The sequence below is a fragment of the Allobosea sp. MMO-172 genome (genome assembly GCF_037147855.1).
Taxonomy (GTDB): domain Bacteria; phylum Pseudomonadota; class Alphaproteobacteria; order Rhizobiales; family Beijerinckiaceae; genus Allobosea.
Map to the genome: position 1 here is coordinate 37,231 of NZ_JBBCUM010000018.1, position 15,293 is coordinate 52,523.

Below are 15,293 nucleotides of genomic sequence, written 5' to 3' on the forward strand. Positions count from 1 at the left end.
CCGATGATCTACTCGGCCACGAAGGATGATCTCGGCTTCGCGCATGATCCGTTCAAGGCGATCGTCGCGCCGCGGCCGATCGGCTGGATCACGGCGCTGAGCGCCAAGGGCGAGGTCAATCTCTCGCCCTACAGCTTCTTCAACGCGATCTCGTCGCGGCCGAACATCGTGATGTTCTCCTCGGAGAACAAGAAGGACGCCGTCGCCTTCGCCGAGGAGACCGGCGAGTTCACCTGCTCGCTGGTCACCAAGGCGCTGGCGCATCCGATGAACCTGACCTCGGCGCCATTGCCGCGCGGCGAGAGCGAATATGCTCATGCCGGGCTTGAGATGGCGCCGTCGCGCTTCGTCAAGCCGCCGCGCGTTGCCGGCACGCCGGCCGCGCTCGAATGCAAGCTGCTCTCGGTCCAGCAATTGCAGGATATCGACGGTAATGCCGTGCCGCGCTGGATGGTACTGGGGCAGGTCGTCGGCATCTTCATCGACGATGCCTTCGTCAAGGACGGGCGCTTCGACACGGCGGGCGCCAACCCGATCGCGCGCTGCGGCTATGCCGATTATGCCGAGGTGACGAGCCTGTTCTCGATCACCCGCCCGGCCGGCGGGTAGGGGCTCTCAACCCTGAGGCAGGGGCCCGGTGGCGCGATAGTCGCCGAATTCCGCCAGCGCCTCGTTGAGCGCCTCGGCATCGAGCTTGATGCCTTCCGGCAAGGTGAGGCGCGGCGGATCGAGCGTTACCGTGGCGCCCGGAGCGAGCGCCGTCGCGGCGCGCTGGACGCGCGAGGCGCAGCCGCCGCAATGCATGCCTGAAACCTCGAAAACCTGAGTCATTCGAATCGCCTCCGGCGGTTCATTCAGCCAGTTTGCGAGCTCGCGCGACGAGCCGCTGTGCCTTGATCAGATGGGGACGATCCAGCATTTCGCCATCGAGCCCGATGACACCGGCGCCGGGATTGGCCTCGAATAGGGCGATGATCTGCTCCGCCTTGGCGAGTGCGGCTGGCGAGGGCGCGAAGATCTCGTTGATGACCGGGACCTGTGCCGGGTGGATCGCCATCTTGCCGGTGAAACCGTCGCGGCGTGAGGCGAGGCATTCGGCGCGGAAGCCGGCATCGTCGCGGAAATTGGTGAAGACGGTGTCGATCGCATCGACCTGCGCTGCCGTCGCCGCGAACAGCGTCAGCGACCGGGCGAGGCGGTAGGGATCGGCATAGGAGCCGTCCTCCAGCCGGTTGGTCTCGGCGCCGAGATCGGCGGAGAGGTCTTCCGCGCCCCAGGTCAGTGCCATCAGGCGATGCGACGAGCGGCTGTAGCTGCCGAGCCCGAAGATCGCCTTGCCGGTCTCGGTGCCGATCGGGAGGATGCGCGTCGTGCCGTCCGGCAGGTCGGATTCGGCCTCGCGCACGGCGATCTTGGCGGCTAGATGGCCGACATCGGTGCCGCCCTCCGATTTCGGCAGCATGATCGCGTCCGGCGCGCCCGGCATGATCGCGTCGAGATCGGCATCGCTCATGCCGGTCGCCAGTGCATTGATGCGGACGATCAGCAGCGGGCGCTTCGGCAGGGGGCGGGTCGCTTCGAGGAAGGCGCGGGTGATCTCGCGCGCCTGCGGCTTGCCGTCGAACGCGACGGAATCCTCAAGGTCGAGGATCAGCGCGTCGGTGCCGCAATCCAGACCCTTCTGCTGCTTCTTCGGGCTGTCGCCCGGCACGAACAGGAGCGAGCGCATGCCGGTTAGACCGCGACCGTGGCGGGGGCCGGGCGCCTGCGCATGAAGGCCTGACGACGGCACTGGGCGACCAAGGTGCCGTCCTGCTTGTAGGCCTTGTGCACGAACTCGACGATGCCGGCATCGGGCCGCGAGCGCGACTCGCGCTTGGCCGCGATCTCGGTGGTGCAGTTGATCGTGTCGCCCTCGAAGAGCGGGGCGGGAAAGAGCACATCGGTCATGCCGAGATTGCCGATGGTGGTGCCGACCGTGGTGTCGTTCACGGAGATGCCGATCATCAGGCCGAGCGTGAACAGCGAGTTCATCAGCGGTTTGCCCCATTCGGTCTCGGTCGCGCAGAAATGCGCATCGATATGAAGGGGTTGCGGGTTCAGCGTCATGTTGGAGAACAGCATGTTGTCCATCTGCGTGACGGTGCGGGTCAGGCCGTGCTCGATGACCGCGCCGACCTGGAAATCCTCGAAATAGATCCCGCCACGCTTGTGACGCACCACATCCGCCATAGACGCCTCCGTCTTCATCAAGCCGGCTGCTGAGCCGGAACCAGAAGTCGTAGAGGGACCTCCGCCGGGAGGGAAGCGGAAAGCGCTGGCGGCTCTCGGCGCGAGGTCGATCTTAACGGTTCGCTTACCATAATGGAGCAATTTTCGAAGGTGCCCTCGCAATGCGCGCGGGCCGCCGCCGAAGGTCTCGATGTTCCTCTTCACCACGCCGCAGAGCCAGAGCCGCGAAACGCAGCCTGCGAACCCGGTCGTCAGCGCCATCCGTCAGGGCGCGGAGCGGACGGGGGCGGGGTTCGACTATCTGCTCAAGACGGCGCAGCGGGAGTCGTCGCTGGAACCGACGGCCAAGGCGAGCACATCGAGCGCTACGGGACTTTTCCAGTTCATCGAGCAGACCTGGCTCGCCATGGTGAAGCAGGAGGGGCCGAAGCAGGGCCTTTCGCAATATGCCGATGCGATCACCGAGAGCGGCGGGCGGCTCAGCGTCTCCGATCCGGCGGCGCGCGAGAAGATTCTTCAGCTGCGCAACGATCCGCAGGTCGCGGCCGTGATGGCCGGCGCGCTGACCCAGAAGAATCGCGACCAGCTCGCTTCCAGCCTCGGCCGCCAGCCACAGGCCGGCGAGCTCTACATGGCGCATGTGCTGGGCGCGCGCGGCGCCTCCGACCTGATCCGTGCGGCGGCCGGTGACCCGAGCCGCGTCGCGGCGCGGGACTTCCCCGAGGCTGCCGCCGCAAACCGCTCGATCTTCTACGACAAGGCCGGCCGTGCGCGCAGCGTGCAGGAGGTCTATGGCGTGCTGGCAGCCAGCCATGCCAGCACGCAGGTCGCTGCCAAGGTGGCGCCGAATGCGCAAGCGGGGCAGGGCGATGACATTCCGGTCGCCGAGATCGCGGCGGCGTTGCGGCCCGAGCGCGCCAAGGGGCTCGTCGGCCTGTTCTCGACCGGCGGCTCGCGCGATCCGGTTTCGAAGGCCGTCGCCAATCTCTGGACAACGCCGCCTCGCAACGGCACGCGCATGGCCTCGCTCGAAGGTGGCGAGCGCTATTTCCCGCGGCCCGGCCAGAGCGAAGGCACGCTTACCGATGCGAGCCCCGTGGCGAGCGGATCGGCCGTCGCTGCTCCGGCCAAGGCGGTCAGCGCGCCACTGCCGCCGTCGCGTCCGAGCGATCTGTCCCAGCCCGATGTCGCGGCCGCGCAGCCGGCCGGCAAGCGTCGCAGCGGGCCGCTCGACCTGTCTTCCTTCATGATCCACCGGAGCGGAACATGATCGTTCGGCGCTTCCTGCTCTGGGCCCGGACGGCGCCGGCCGAGGCGCGCGCCAGCGGCGCCGCCGCACTGGCGGGCGCCTATCTGCGTTCCGGCATGTCCGACGAGGACCGTCATGAGGCCGAGACGGCGCTGATCGCATTGATCGACGATCCGTCGCCTCTGGTGCGGCGCGCCATTGCTGAGGAAATGGCGCCCTCGATGCGCACGCCGCGCAATCTCGCCCTTGGCCTGATCGCCGAGCAGAGCGATGTCGCGGCGCTCGTCCTGGCGCATTCGCCGGTGCTGACCGAGGCCGACCTCGTCGATGCCGCTGCAGTCGGCGATACGCTCGCCCAGAAGGCCATCGCCATGCGCCGCTGCTTGCCCATCGGCGTCTGCGCGGCGCTGGCCGAGGTCGGCTGCGAAGAGGCACTCGTCACGCTCGCGGGCAACCGCACCGCCGAGATCCCCGATTTCTCGCTGGAGCGCATGATCGAGCGCCATGGCGATAGCGGCGCGCTGCGCGAGGCGCTGCTCGAGCGTGTCGACCTGCCGGGTGGCCTGCGGCAGACGATCGCGGCCCGGGTTTCCGACACGCTGGCCAGCTTCGTCACTGGCTGCGGCTGGCTGACGGCCGAGCGCAGCGCTCGCCTGGCGCGTGAATCGACCGAGCGGGTCGCCGTCGCGCTCGCGGCGGGCGGCGAGGCCAGCGATGCGCCGGCGATCGTCGAGGTGCTCAGGATCACCGGGCGGCTGACGCCCGGGCTGATGCTGCGTTCGCTGCTCAGCGGCGAGCCGGCGCTGGCGGAAGCGGCCTTCGTCGTGCTGTCCGGCCTGCCGGAGGAGCGTGTCGCTGCCCTGCTGCGTGACAGGCGCGGCGCCGGGCTCAAGGCGCTCTGCCGCAAGGCGGGCTTGCCGGCATCGCTGGAGCCGGCTTTCTCGGCGGCGATCATGGCGCTCAATGCGCGTGGTTTCGATCGGCCGCCGGTTCGGCACGGCATGGATCGCGGCCTGCTGCGCACGGTGCTGATCGCTTGCGAGGGGGCAGAGGGGCCGGAAGCCGATGCGCTGATGGCTCTGCTGCGCCGCCTCGATGCGGAGGCCGCCCGCGAAGAGGCGCGCGGTCTCGCGGATTCGCTGGCGGACGATGCGGCGCTCGCGCTGCTCGTCGAGGCCGATCCGTCCTTCCTGATCGAACTCGCCGAGAGCGATCTCCGCGACGCAGCCTGAACAGGCTCAGTACCCGAACTGCTCCCGCAGGATGCGCTCGTCCAGGCTGTGGCCGGGATCGTGCATCATGACGAGGTCGACGCTGCGGTCGATCTCGATCGAAACCGAGGTGACCTCGTCGATCTGAGTGTGATCGGCGACGGCACTGACGGGGCGCTTCTCGGCTTCCAGTACCTCGATGAAGACCTTGGCATGGTCCGGCAGCAGGGCACCGCGCCAGCGCCGCGGCCGGAAGGCGGAGATCGGCGTCAGGGCCAGCAGCGGCGCGTCGAGCGGCAGGATCGGGCCGTTGGCCGAGAGGTTATAGGCGGTGGAGCCGGCGGGTGTCGCCAGCAGGAGGCCGTCGGCGATCAGCTCGGACAGACGCACCTGGCCATCGACCGAGATGCGCAGCTTCGCCGCCTGATAGGAGCGGCGCAGCAGCGAGACCTCGTTGATCGCCTTGGCCTGCACGGTAGCGCCGTTGCGATCGGTGGCCTGCATCGAGAGCGGATGCACGATGCTGCGTTGGGCGGCGTCCAGCCTTTTGGTCAAGCCGCGCTCCTTGAACTCGTTCATCAGGAAGCCGACCGAGCCGCGATTCATGCCGTAGATTGGCTTGCCGGTGCCGAGGAAGCGATGGAGCGTCTGCAGCATCAGGCCGTCGCCGCCGAGCGCGACCACGACATCGGCCTCCGCAGGATCGGCATTGCCATAGCGCTCGACGAGCTTGTCGAGCGCCGCCTGCGCCTCAGGGGTATCGCTGGCGACGAAGGAGATCGCGCCGAATCGTTCGGTCATAGCGTGTCCTGAAACGGCAGGCCCTGCGGTATCGGGGCAGGCTTACCATGACCGGGCCGCCGGCCGCGAGGCCGATCGTCCAAGAAAAAGGCCGGGCTTTCGCCCGGCCTCGATGCGAAGTGATATGGGGACGGAGCTCAGATCGCGGTGCTCCACTGCACGGGCACCATCTCGAAGCCGTTGCCGTCCTTGGCGATGAAGCCGGTCGCCGGGAAGGGCGCGTGATAGAAGGCGACCTGCATGCGCTCGGCCGAGACCATGTCGAGGAGCTTGCGCCGCGTCGCGGCGGCCTGCGGGCCGTCCATGTCGAACACGGCCGACCAGTCGGGATTGCGCACGAAGAGGGCGGGGTGATTGGTCGTGTCGGACATGATCATCAGCTTGCCGTTGCCGGAGCTCAGCGCGAACACCGTATGGCCCGGCGTATGGCCGGGGGCGGCGACCGGGGTCAGGCCGGGCAGAAGCTCCTTGCCGGGCTCGAACTGCTTCACATCCTTGGCGACCGGACCGAAGACGCGGCGCACGCCGGCGAAGGCGCCCTTCATGGCATCGGGCGCGGCGTTCATCTTCGCGTCGTCCATCCAGAAGGCCCATTCGGCCGCCGGGACCATGACCTCGGCATTGGGGAACACGGCCGTGCCGTCCTTCAGGCGGAAGCCATTGATGTGGTCGCCGTGGAAATGGCTGAACACGACGCTGGAGACGTCTTTCGGATCGAAGCCCGCCGCCTTGAAATTCGCCATCCAGGTGCCGGAGGTCGGCGCGCCGGAATCGCCGTTGCCGGTATCGATCAGGGTGAGCTTGCCGCCATGCTGGATCGCCAGCGTGGTGAAGGTGATGTTGAGCGCATCCTGCGGCAGGAAGGCCCCTGCCATCGCCTTCTTGACGTCGGCGAGCTCGGCATTGCGGACGAAGCCTTCGAGCGGGCGCTTGCCGAAGCCGTCATTGATCGCGGTCAGCGTGATGTCGCCGATCTTGTAGCGATAGAAACCGGGAGCCTGATTCACGGGAACTCCTTGTGCCTGGGCCGGGCCGATGCCGGGCAGATCGAGTGTCGCAGCGGCAACGAGCGCGCCGGCGCCGACTAGGGCAGCGCGGCGCGAGAAATCTGTGTCCTGCATGGTCTGGTCTCCCCTCGGGTCGCAGGCAGACTAGCGACGGCGGCCCTGCTTTCAACCGCAAGGACTTGCCCGAAGGTCAAGTTTCCGTGAGGCCCGAATCCGGGGCGGCGGCGGGCTCGCGCCTTGCCAATGCACGCAGCATCGCGGCGCAGAGCGCGAGCGAGCCCATGACGCCCTGGCCGGAGCAATCGGCGACAAGCGCCTGGAAGGCGAGCGTCTCCTCGCTCGCGAGGCATTGCAGGCTCCAGCTCCAACCGGGGGCCTTCTGCCGCAGCAGCGAGACGGCGATGTCGATATCGGCGCTGACGGTGCCCAGCGTCTTCCAGAACGAGCCGTGCTGGTAGATGCCGCCGGCCGGCGTGCGCCGGTTGACCAGTTGCGCCGGCTTGCGCCTGACGACGTAGCCGAGCGCCTCGTAGATATCGGCATCGAGCTCGCGGTTCGGCTTGCTGGAAGCCTCGCACCGGGCTGCGAGCGCGAGAAGTTGTGTCCGGTCGTCCATTCCGGTCCGTGCAAAGATCATCAGGGCGGTGCGCCGCAAGCTGGCACCGCGATGCCCCATCTAACCCATGATCGCGCCTGCCGGCCAGCCATGGAATGCAGCTGCCGGCCGGTGGGAGGCCTCAAGGCCCGACGACGAAGCCCCGGGCATGGCCGCCCGGCACGCGGCAGGAACAGCCGATCCCGAGCGGGGCGGGCTCGTAGAGATTGCAGGTCTTGACTGGCGTGCTGCACATCCCGCCTTCGGCCGCGGGCACGACCTCATAGGCCGGATAGGCCTCATAAGCGGGGGAGGTCTCATAGGCGGGATAGGCCGGATAGGTCGCGAGTGCTCCGAGCGTCGCCGCGGCGGCGATGCCGGAGGCCGCCCCCCAATAGGAATAGTGCCGGTGCGGATAATAGCCGCCGTGCCAGCCGGGCCGGAAGCCCGGCCGATAGCCGGGGAAGGCCGGCCGTATTCCGACCGGCCTCATGCCGATGCCGTGCGGGTGGAAGCCGCCATGTCGAAAGCCGGGGCCACCGAAATGCGGCTGGGCCGCTGCCGGCAAGACGCCGGCGAGCAGCAGCGGCGCGGCCGAAGCCGCTATGAGGAGAAGGCGACGCATGCGAACCTCCGTGGCAGAATCCGGGTTTCGCCCCACCGAAGAAAACGTGTGGCGTGGTCGCGGGTTCCGCCTGCCGGCAGGCTCAATCGTCGAACCAGCGTGACTGGGTCTTGCAGCGATAGCCGATGAAGCAGGACTGGCTGTCCCGGCTGACAACGAAGGCTGGATCGAGCCCCTCGTCGATCTGGCAGAAGCTGCGGTCGCGCACGAAGCGATCGAAGGTATAGCCGCCGGTTCCCAGCACGATGGCACCGTTGGCCTGTACATCGCGCTGGCTCGCCGCGCAGGGGCGCGAGACGGTCGAGGGGCGCGTCTGGGCATCCGCCGTTCCGGCGCCGAACAGAATGGCGAGCGTAAGGACAAGGGCTTTCATCGAAGCCTCCCGAAGCTTGACCCGGCGGATAACCGCCCGGCCCGCCAAACGTTCCCGGAGCGGCCGATCTGTCAAGGGGCGGGCGGCTGGTCCGGCCTGCGCCGTTCCTGCCTCATTCTGGCCTTGGCGCCCGTCTTGTCTCGGCCCACCGATTCACATGGGAAGACATCGCCATGAAATTCGTGTTGATCGCCGCACTCGGCGCTCTCGTCGCCATGCCCGCCTTGGCGCAGCAACTGCCCCAGCGCAAGCCCGGCCTGTGGGAAACGAAATCGAAGGGCAGCGAGGGCGAGACCATCGCCAAGCAATGCGTGGGGGCCGGGACCGACCAGTCGATCGTCGGGGGGCTGGCCTCGGGCGCCTGTTCCAAGATGCTGGTGACCAAGACGGCCACCGGCTATGCCGTCGAGACGGAATGCGCCGTCGGCCAGATCAAGGCTTCCGGCAGCAGCGTCATCACCGGCGATTTCCAGACATCCGTCCGGACCGAAGGCACGACGAAGATCAGCGGCATGCCCGGCCAGTCCGGCCCGGTGGAGCGCAAGCTCGTCGTCGAGGCGACGCGCCTCGGCGAATGCGCGCCCGGGCAGAAGCCCGGCGACATCATCATGCCGGACGGCAAGGTGATCTCGATGCCGTCGCCGAAGCCTGCACCATAGCTTGCAGGAGAAGTCCCCCGCGGCGGGTAGGGGATCGCTGAATCCGCGAAGGGAGTGTGGTGCCGGCGGAGAGGATCGAACTCCCGACCTTCGGTTTACAAAACCGCTGCACTACCGCTGTGCTACGCCGGCGCCATCGCATCCGGCCCTGGGGCCGGGTTTCGCCGGGCGGAAATTCTTCCGACGATGGGCGTAGCGGTTACCAGCCGATGGCTGCGAGGGCAAGCATCTCGGCGTCGCGGCGGCAAACTGTTCCGCTCAACGAAAAGCCCCGGCCGTGAGGCCGGGGCTCGTTCGTCAGACTGGCTGCTGCAGCTCAGTTCTCATAGGTCATGATGTCACGATCCTTGGTCTCGGGAACCAGCAGCAAGCCGATCACGAAGGTCGCGAGGGCAAAGACGATCGGGTACCAGAGACCGTAGAAGATGTCGCCCGTGCCGGCCACCATGGCGAAGGACGTGGCGGGCAGCAGGCCACCGAACCAGCCGTTGCCGATATGATAGGGCAGCGACATGCCGGTGTAGCGGATGCGGGTCGGGAAGAGTTCGACCAGCGCCGCCGCGATCGGTCCGTAGACCATCGTGACGTAGATTATCAGTACCGTCAGGATCGCGATGACCGTCAGCGACTGGCCACCGAAGAGCGCGGCGAAGAAGCCGGTCTTGACGATGCGGGCGTCGCCGGCGGCCGGGTAGCCGGCGGCGATGGCTTCCTTGGCGATGTTCGCAGCGAACGAGGCGTCGATGGCGACGTCCTTGCCGTTGACCACGACCTTGGCGGCAGTACCCGCCGGGGCCGGGGTCTGGGTATAGACGATGGCCTGCGTCGCAAGCGTGCGGCGGGCGATGTCGCAAGGCTGGGTGAAGGTGCGCACGCCGACCGGATCGAAGACCGAGCCGCAGGTGGCGGGATCGGCGACGACCTGGACCTTGACGTTCTCATGGGCCGCGGCGAGGCCGGGGTTGGCCGCCTTGGTCAGCGCGCCGAACAGCGGGAAGTAGGTCAGGGCGGCGATCAGGCAGCCGGCGAGGATGATCGGCTTGCGGCCGATCTTGTCCGAAAGCGAGCCGAAGAAGATGAAGCCGCCGGTGCCGATGATCAGTGCCCAGGCGATCAGCACGTTCGCCGAGTAGAGGTCCACCTTGAGGATGCTCTGGATGAAGAACAGTGCGTAGAACTGTCCGGTGTACCAGACGACCGCCTGGCCCATGGTGAGGCCGAACAGGGCGATCAGCGCGATCTTGGCGTTCTTCCACTGGCCGAAGGCCTCGGAGAGCGGCGCCTTCGAGCCGGTGCCCTCTTCCTTCATCTTCTTGAAGGCCGGCGATTCCTGCATCTGGAGGCGAATCCAGACCGAGATGCCGAGCAGGAAGATCGAGAGCAGGAAGGGAATGCGCCAGCCCCAGGCGGCGAACTCGGCCTCGCCCATGTTGACGCGGATGACCAGGATGACGATCAGCGACAGCAGCAGGCCGAGCGTCGCCGTGGTCTGGATCCACGAGGTGTAGAAGCCGCGACGGCCGACAGGCGCGTGCTCGGCGACATAGACCGCCGCACCGCCATACTCGCCGCCGAGCGCGAGGCCCTGGAGCATGCGCAGCACGATCAGGATGACCGGGGCGATCCAGCCGATGGAGCTGTAGCTGGGCAGCAGGCCGACCAGGAAGGTCGAGGCGCCCATGATCACGATGGTGACGAGGAAGGTGTACTTGCGGCCGATGAGGTCACCGAGGCGGCCGAAGAACAGCGCGCCGAAGGGGCGGACGAGGAAGCCTGCGGCGAAGGCCAGCAGCGCGAAGATCGCGCGGGTGTTGGCATCGAAGGCCGAGAAGAAATGCGCGCCGATCATGACGGCGAGCGAGCCGTAGAGATAAAAATCGTACCACTCGAACACTGTGCCGAGCGACGAGGCCAGAATGACCTTCTTTTCCTCCTTGGTCATCGGGCGGGGCGCGGCCCTCGTCCCCGATGCTTGCGATGCCATGCTCATGGCGTTTGTCTCCCCTGATGAAGCCCTGAAGCCGGGCTTGAGCCCGGCAACTCGTTTCGCGCGGTTCACGTTCTCAGTGACGGTGGCCGCGCGGCCGGAAGGCGGGTGAGTCCCGTCACTCCAGCTCGCTTCAGAGGATTGCGCGCGGATTGTCGCAGGGGCAATCAGGCACTTGGTCTTGCACCGTTCGTCTATGAGACTAACGGCGGGTGTGGTTCCGCGGGCCGGAAAGCGCAGAAAACGCTGCTTTTTCCGGCGCCTTGAACCGGGCGTTCAGCGGCGCCGGCTGGCCGCGTAGAGCGCGATCGCGGTCGCGTTGGAGACGTTGAGGCTGGTGATCGTGCCGGGCACTTCGAGCCGCGCAACATGGTCGCAGAGCTCGCGCGAGCGCTGGCGCAGGCCCTTGCCCTCGGCGCCCATCACCATCACGAGCGGGCGGCGCAACGCGACATCGTCCAGCGAGACGTCGCCATCCGAATCGAAACCGACACGCAGGAAGCCGCGCTTGCCCAGCGTCTCCAGGGCATCGCCGAGATTGCGCACGGAGATCAGCGGCACATGTTCCAGCGCGCCGGAGGCGGATTTGGCGAGCACGCCGGTTGCGGCCGGGGAGTGCCGGATCGTGACGATCACGGCCGCGGCGGCGAAGGCGGCGGCCGAGCGCAGGATGGCGCCGACATTATGCGGATCGGTGACCTGATCGAGCGCCAGCACGACGGCGTCGTCCGGCAGGCTGTCGAGATCGGGCGAGGGCAGGGGATCGCAGACGAGATAAAGGCCCTGATGCACCGAATCGGGGGTGAGCAGGCGGTCGATCTCGGAGGGGCGCACGATCTCGGCCTCAAGCGGCAGCGGGTCGATTTGCTCCTGCAGGCGGCGCAGGCCATTCTCCGTCGCGAGCAGGCGCCGATGGCGCCGCTGCGGATTCTTCAGCGCCTCGACGACCGGATGCACGCCGTAGAGCACGGCCTCGTCGATATCGCCCGGCCGGTGCGGCGGCGGCCCGTCGTTGCGGCGGGCGCCCTGTCTGCCCCCGGCGGGCCTGGCATGTTTCGGGCGGAACGGCGGAGCCATCGCTCTCTCCAGTGATTGCCGGATTGCCGTGCCACGACATCGCGCGCTTGGCCAGCGCGAACCATCCTTTGCCGACATATCCCATGAGAAAAGGAGCTAAGATGCCACAGGACACGGATCGGCTGATCGTCATCACCGGTGGCCCGGGCGCGGGCAAGACGAGCCTGATCGAGGCCTTGGCCGGCCTTGGCCATGCCGTATGGCCCGAGGCCGGGCGGGCGATCATCCGCGACCAGCAGGCGATCGGCGGCAGGGGTTTGCCCTGGGTCGACCCGGCGCTGTTCGCCGAGCTGATGTTGTCATCCGACCTGCGTGGTCATGCCGAGGCGCGTGCAGGCCAGGGCAAGGTGTTCTTCGATCGCGGCATTCCCGACATCGCGGGGTATCTGGCGCTCTGCGGCCTGCCGATTCCCGATCATGTCGAGCGGGCTGCGCAGCAACTGCTCTACCGCCGGACGGTCTTCATCGCCCCGCCCTGGCGCGAGATCTTCACGCAGGATGCCGAACGAAAGCAGGATTTCGCCGAGGCGGAGCGGACCTGTGCGGCGATCGCCGCAGCCTATCCCCGCTATGGCTACACGCTTGTCGCATTGCCCCGCGTGAGTGTCGCGGCGCGCGTGAGCTTCGTGCTCGACCATCTGCTCGCCCCGGAATGACCGATTTTTCGGGCGTCTCGCCGGGCCTTCACAACGAATTCACATGATCGGTCTTTTTGCCGTTGACAGGGCGCGGCCCGGTCACCATAAGTCCGGCCGCGCCTACCGGTCGTCGCGAAAGTGACATATCGGTGGCCCTGGGCTCACAGAGCCGATCAAGGGCGCAGGCGGGGGAATGTCCCGAGCGGCAAAGGGGGCGGACTGTAAATCCGCTGGCTATGCCTTCGCAGGTTCGAGTCCTGCTTCCCCCACCACCATCCTTCAAGACATCGAAGAAACTCAGCTACTCCCCTCGTGGCTGCGCGTGGGAAAACGCGTAGGGGCGGACGCTCCGTTCCGTCCTCTTGTCGCGATACGACTTGATCCTCGCCCCAAGGTTTTTTGCTTCCGATCGAGCCGTCTGACGCTGCGGCAAGGCGACGGCGCTGATGTTGCCTTGGGAAGCCGCCGGGCCGGAGGGCTTCTCGTTTGTCGCAGCCATCTTCTCTATCTTACGTTAGGGTAGATTTGCCCGGAGGTCCGCTGGCGAAACGTTTGCCGGGCCTGGTCGGATAGAGGTCGGTCAGCCGGCATCTGGCGAATGCAGCTGGCATCACGGAACCGTGAGACATCGTGGCTGAAATTCGGGCGCCACCGATTAACTCTGCTCGGATTGATCTCTTTACTGCTTTTCTAATCTGTAAGAATATGACGGGATGCAGGGGCAACCGGCTTCCCGAATTGCAATCGCGATCGTCGATGACCATCCGCTTCTCGCGGAAGGCATAGCTTCCGTTCTGTCACGCCACGACAATTATCAAGTGGTCGAGATGGGCGTCAGCGCCTCGGACGTCATGGCCATTCCCGCCCGGCGTGCCTGCGATATCCTGATCGTCGATCTGAACATGCCCGGCGACGTCTTCGCGGCCATCGTCGAATTGCACGACATTGCGCCTGCCTGCCGGGTGGTGGTCTTCACTGCCTCGACGGAGACGGAACATGCCGTCAGGGCGCTGAGCGCCGGAGCGGCCGGCTATGTGCTGAAGGGAAGCAGCGCCGGCGAACTGGTCGATGCGGTCGAGGCCGCCTTGCGCGGCGAGGTCTATATCACGCCTTCCTTCGCCGCGAAGGTCATCGGCGCCCTGAACAGCAAGGCGATGGAGAAGAAAGCGGTCGTCAGCACGAAGCTGAGTGTCCGCGAGGAGCAGATCGTTCGCCTGCTGCTCTGCGGCAAGCAGAACCGCGAGATCGCCCGCAGCCTCGATCTGAGCGAGAAGACGGTCAAGAGCTACATGACCAACCTGATGTCGAAGCTCCGGGCTCGCAACCGGCTCGAAGTCGTCATCGCCGCGCAGAAGCTCAAGCCGACGGATTTCTCCTCGGCCGGCCGCTGAGGCAGCCCGGCAGCGACTACGGCTTTATCATACCTTCGTTCTCAGGGAGCGGCGGCGCACCGGCAGGGTCATCTTGAGCCGCAATCCGCCCTGGGATTGCTGCGCGATCGTCAGGCTGCCGCGCAAGGCTTTCACGCGGGTCTCCAACCCCCGTAGTCCCAATCGCGGGCGTTGCTGGGGCGCGTCCGGTCGCGCGGCCTCACTCCCCTCCGGCCCGTCATCCGAGACGGTGATCTCCAGCGTTTCCGCAGCGAAGCGGGTTGCGACGTGCTGGCCGCGGCCCTGCGCATGCTTGTAGGCGTTCATCAGCGCCTCCTGGATGACGCGAAAGGCGCAGAAGCGGATCGCCTCGGGCATCTGGTCCGGCAGGCTGGCCAGATCGCGCGCGACATCGGTGCCGGTCTGCTGCTCGTGCCGCTTGATCGCCGCCTCGATCGTGTCCGAGGGGGAAAGGTCGCGGATCTCCGGCAGGACCAGGCCGGCGGAAAGATTGCGCAGTTCGGCCAATGTCTGCTGGGTCAATCGTTCGAGCTGCGCCCGAAGCTCTGGCGGCTCGTCGGGCAGGCGCAGCATCAGCAGGCTCAGCATCTGGATCGGGCCGTCATGCAGGTCCGCGCCGATGCGGGCGAGATAGATCTCGTTCGAGACGGCTGCGTCGAGCCGCGCCCGATCCGCTGCGCGCCGGAGCATGTTGTTGCGTCTGGCCAGGGCAGACGCGCGTGCAAGGTTGGCCTCCAGCTCCGATTGCTGCGAGTTGATGATGCGGCCGGCGCGGCGGATTGTCAGGTAGAGCAGGAAGCCGATGATGATCGCGACGTTCAGGATCAGGAACCATGTCGCGTAGCGCAGCTGCTGGATTTCGCGATCGAGCGAATGGCTGATTTCGTAAAACTCGCCGAAGCCGAGGATCGTGTTCGTGCCCGGCTTGTAGATCGGTGCATAGGTTTCCAGAGAACGTGGACCGGAGTCTCCGTCGCCATGGCTGTCGCCATGCGGGGATACGACGACCTGTCCTCTCAGCAGCCGCTCGAGCCGTAACGGCTGAAGCTGCACGTCTTCCCGGGCCTTGCCGGTGCTGTAGATCAGCTTTCCCGTTCGGTTCCAGATCTTGATCATCGTGACGCGCTGCCCGAGGCGGCTGTCGGTGACCTGAGCCCTGATCGCGTCTTTGCTGTCCTCCGACAGCGCATCGGAGTGCTCCAGTTCGAGGACATGGGGGGCGAGGAAGGCCTGGAGATAATGGGCGCCGATCTCGGCCATGCCCTGCTCCCAGCCCGTGCGGATGCGGCGCTCGACCCAGTATCCCAGCGTGAGCATCGACAGGCCGACGACGAGCGATGCGGCGATGGTGAAGCGCCGTTCAAGGCTCTGCGCGGCCCAGCGCCGTCGCAGGCCGTCGAGAAAGACTACAGACCTTGGTCCGTATTCGGATGCGTCCAAGGTCGGTG

General features: G+C 66.8%; 18 protein-coding genes and 2 tRNA genes. 8 read left to right on the top strand and 12 right to left on the bottom strand.

All coding sequences use genetic code 11. The features are described 5' to 3' along the window. Positions 1-3: 3 nt before the first annotated feature. Positions 4-609 carry a flavin reductase family protein gene (locus WFK61_RS22160; protein ID WP_336814233.1) on the top strand — a complete coding sequence of 202 codons (606 nt, stop codon included), beginning with the start codon at positions 4-6 and terminating at the stop codon, positions 607-609. A gap of 6 nt (positions 610-615) precedes the next feature. Here WFK61_RS22160 and WFK61_RS22165 read toward each other — a convergent pair whose 3' ends face one another. The 3 genes from WFK61_RS22165 to WFK61_RS22175 are packed head-to-tail and all read right to left on the bottom strand — an operon-like array spanning position 616 to position 2,232. After that, a complete protein-coding gene (locus WFK61_RS22165) occupies positions 616-831 on the bottom strand; it encodes a heavy-metal-associated domain-containing protein (protein WP_336814234.1) in 216 nt (71 codons plus the stop codon). Positions 832-850: 19 nt separating this feature from the next. Beyond that, a complete protein-coding gene (locus WFK61_RS22170) occupies positions 851-1,729 on the bottom strand; it encodes an HpcH/HpaI aldolase/citrate lyase family protein (protein WP_336814235.1) in 879 nt (292 codons plus the stop codon). A gap of 5 nt (positions 1,730-1,734) precedes the next feature. Further along, complete coding sequence (locus tag WFK61_RS22175) at positions 1,735-2,232, bottom strand: MaoC family dehydratase (protein ID WP_336814236.1); 498 nt, start codon at positions 2,230-2,232, stop codon at positions 1,735-1,737. 190 nt (positions 2,233-2,422) lie between these two features. On the opposite strand from WFK61_RS22175, the gene WFK61_RS22180 reads away from it, so the two are divergent. Both WFK61_RS22180 and WFK61_RS22185 read left to right on the top strand, forming a co-directional pair. Next, positions 2,423-3,502, top strand: coding sequence for a lytic transglycosylase domain-containing protein (locus WFK61_RS22180; protein WP_336814237.1), 1,080 nt, complete (start codon positions 2,423-2,425; stop codon positions 3,500-3,502). Then, the gene (locus WFK61_RS22185; RefSeq protein WP_336814238.1) at positions 3,499-4,713 is read left to right on the top strand and encodes a DUF2336 domain-containing protein; all 1,215 of its coding nucleotides are present in this window, start codon (positions 3,499-3,501) and stop codon (positions 4,711-4,713) included. The genes WFK61_RS22180 and WFK61_RS22185 overlap by 4 nt, the downstream gene beginning before the upstream one ends. A 6-nt stretch (positions 4,714-4,719) precedes the next feature. Here the strand turns inward: WFK61_RS22185 and WFK61_RS22190 are convergent, their stop codons facing one another. From WFK61_RS22190 to WFK61_RS22210, 5 genes are all read right to left on the bottom strand, one after another. Beyond that, the gene (locus tag WFK61_RS22190; RefSeq protein ID WP_336814239.1) at positions 4,720-5,493 is read right to left on the bottom strand and encodes an NAD kinase; all 774 of its coding nucleotides are present in this window, start codon (positions 5,491-5,493) and stop codon (positions 4,720-4,722) included. Positions 5,494-5,630: 137 nt separating this feature from the next. Then, entirely contained in the window at positions 5,631-6,614 is a 984-nt protein-coding gene (locus WFK61_RS22195) for an MBL fold metallo-hydrolase (protein WP_336814240.1), read from the bottom strand. Between the two features lie 76 nt (positions 6,615-6,690). Further along, positions 6,691-7,137, bottom strand: a complete 447-nt coding sequence (locus WFK61_RS22200) for a hypothetical protein (RefSeq protein WP_336814241.1) — start codon at positions 7,135-7,137, stop codon at positions 6,691-6,693. 100 nt (positions 7,138-7,237) lie between these two features. Beyond that, positions 7,238-7,720 (bottom strand): hypothetical protein, encoded by a 483-nt coding sequence (locus tag WFK61_RS22205; protein ID WP_336814242.1) that lies wholly within the window; start codon positions 7,718-7,720, stop codon positions 7,238-7,240. An 82-nt stretch (positions 7,721-7,802) separates the two neighbouring features. Next, the gene (locus WFK61_RS22210) at positions 7,803-8,093 is read right to left on the bottom strand and encodes a hypothetical protein (protein WP_336814243.1); all 291 of its coding nucleotides are present in this window, start codon (positions 8,091-8,093) and stop codon (positions 7,803-7,805) included. Between the two features lie 173 nt (positions 8,094-8,266). Between WFK61_RS22210 and WFK61_RS22215 the strand changes: the two genes are divergently transcribed. Beyond that, entirely contained in the window at positions 8,267-8,752 is a 486-nt protein-coding gene (locus WFK61_RS22215; RefSeq protein WP_336814244.1) for a DUF3617 domain-containing protein, read from the top strand. Positions 8,753-8,809: 57 nt separating this feature from the next. On the opposite strand, the gene WFK61_RS22220 is transcribed toward WFK61_RS22215, so the two are convergent. Together WFK61_RS22220 and WFK61_RS22225 are read right to left on the bottom strand one after the other, a co-directional pair. After that, positions 8,810-8,884 (bottom strand) — tRNA-Thr (locus WFK61_RS22220). Positions 8,885-9,068: 184 nt separating this feature from the next. Next, positions 9,069-10,694: an MFS transporter gene (locus tag WFK61_RS22225; protein ID WP_336814245.1), complete on the bottom strand. Its 1,626-nt coding sequence runs from the start codon at positions 10,692-10,694 to the stop codon at positions 9,069-9,071. On the opposite strand from WFK61_RS22225, the gene WFK61_RS22230 reads away from it, so the two are divergent. Further along, positions 10,669-10,851: a hypothetical protein gene (locus WFK61_RS22230; RefSeq protein ID WP_336814246.1), complete on the top strand. Its 183-nt coding sequence runs from the start codon at positions 10,669-10,671 to the stop codon at positions 10,849-10,851. The two genes, WFK61_RS22225 and WFK61_RS22230, sit on opposite strands and share 26 nt — an antisense overlap. Before the next feature lie 164 nt (positions 10,852-11,015). Here the strand turns inward: WFK61_RS22230 and rlmB are convergent, their stop codons facing one another. Next, the gene (gene rlmB, locus WFK61_RS22235; RefSeq protein WP_336814247.1) at positions 11,016-11,816 is read right to left on the bottom strand and encodes a 23S rRNA (guanosine(2251)-2'-O)-methyltransferase RlmB; all 801 of its coding nucleotides are present in this window, start codon (positions 11,814-11,816) and stop codon (positions 11,016-11,018) included. 101 nt (positions 11,817-11,917) lie between these two features. Here rlmB and WFK61_RS22240 point away from each other — a divergent pair, with 101 nt between their 5' ends. From WFK61_RS22240 to WFK61_RS22250, 3 genes are all read left to right on the top strand, one after another. Then, a complete protein-coding gene (locus tag WFK61_RS22240) occupies positions 11,918-12,472 on the top strand; it encodes an AAA family ATPase (RefSeq protein ID WP_336814248.1) in 555 nt (184 codons plus the stop codon). A 169-nt stretch (positions 12,473-12,641) separates the two neighbouring features. Then, positions 12,642-12,726: transfer RNA gene (locus WFK61_RS22245), tRNA-Tyr, on the top strand. Between the two features lie 441 nt (positions 12,727-13,167). Next, a complete protein-coding gene (locus WFK61_RS22250; RefSeq protein WP_336814249.1) occupies positions 13,168-13,845 on the top strand; it encodes a response regulator transcription factor in 678 nt (225 codons plus the stop codon). Positions 13,846-13,872: 27 nt separating this feature from the next. Here WFK61_RS22250 and WFK61_RS22255 read toward each other — a convergent pair whose 3' ends face one another. After that, complete coding sequence (locus tag WFK61_RS22255) at positions 13,873-15,285, bottom strand: sensor histidine kinase (RefSeq protein WP_336814250.1); 1,413 nt, start codon at positions 15,283-15,285, stop codon at positions 13,873-13,875. Positions 15,286-15,293 lie beyond the last annotated feature (8 nt).

Bases quoted from the DNA above. Each gene is read 5' to 3' on its own strand.
- WFK61_RS22160 (WP_336814233.1), top strand. From the start codon at position 4: ATGATCTACTCGGCCACGAAGGATGATCTCGGCTTCGCGCATGATCCG.
- WFK61_RS22165 (WP_336814234.1), bottom strand. From the start codon at position 831: ATGACTCAGGTTTTCGAGGTTTCAGGCATGCATTGCGGCGGCTGCGCC.
- WFK61_RS22170 (WP_336814235.1), bottom strand. From the start codon at position 1,729: ATGCGCTCGCTCCTGTTCGTGCCGGGCGACAGCCCGAAGAAGCAGCAG.
- WFK61_RS22175 (WP_336814236.1), bottom strand. From the start codon at position 2,232: ATGGCGGATGTGGTGCGTCACAAGCGTGGCGGGATCTATTTCGAGGAT.
- WFK61_RS22180 (WP_336814237.1), top strand. From the start codon at position 2,423: ATGTTCCTCTTCACCACGCCGCAGAGCCAGAGCCGCGAAACGCAGCCT.
- WFK61_RS22185 (WP_336814238.1), top strand. From the start codon at position 3,499: ATGATCGTTCGGCGCTTCCTGCTCTGGGCCCGGACGGCGCCGGCCGAG.
- WFK61_RS22190 (WP_336814239.1), bottom strand. From the start codon at position 5,493: ATGACCGAACGATTCGGCGCGATCTCCTTCGTCGCCAGCGATACCCCT.
- WFK61_RS22195 (WP_336814240.1), bottom strand. From the start codon at position 6,614: ATGCAGGACACAGATTTCTCGCGCCGCGCTGCCCTAGTCGGCGCCGGC.
- WFK61_RS22200 (WP_336814241.1), bottom strand. From the start codon at position 7,137: ATGATCTTTGCACGGACCGGAATGGACGACCGGACACAACTTCTCGCG.
- WFK61_RS22205 (WP_336814242.1), bottom strand. From the start codon at position 7,720: ATGCGTCGCCTTCTCCTCATAGCGGCTTCGGCCGCGCCGCTGCTGCTC.
- WFK61_RS22210 (WP_336814243.1), bottom strand. From the start codon at position 8,093: ATGAAAGCCCTTGTCCTTACGCTCGCCATTCTGTTCGGCGCCGGAACG.
- WFK61_RS22215 (WP_336814244.1), top strand. From the start codon at position 8,267: ATGAAATTCGTGTTGATCGCCGCACTCGGCGCTCTCGTCGCCATGCCC.
- WFK61_RS22230 (WP_336814246.1), top strand. From the start codon at position 10,669: ATGACCTTCTTTTCCTCCTTGGTCATCGGGCGGGGCGCGGCCCTCGTC.
- WFK61_RS22225 (WP_336814245.1), bottom strand. From the start codon at position 10,694: ATGACCAAGGAGGAAAAGAAGGTCATTCTGGCCTCGTCGCTCGGCACA.
- rlmB (WP_336814247.1), bottom strand. From the start codon at position 11,816: ATGGCTCCGCCGTTCCGCCCGAAACATGCCAGGCCCGCCGGGGGCAGA.
- WFK61_RS22240 (WP_336814248.1), top strand. From the start codon at position 11,918: ATGCCACAGGACACGGATCGGCTGATCGTCATCACCGGTGGCCCGGGC.
- WFK61_RS22250 (WP_336814249.1), top strand. From the start codon at position 13,168: ATGCAGGGGCAACCGGCTTCCCGAATTGCAATCGCGATCGTCGATGAC.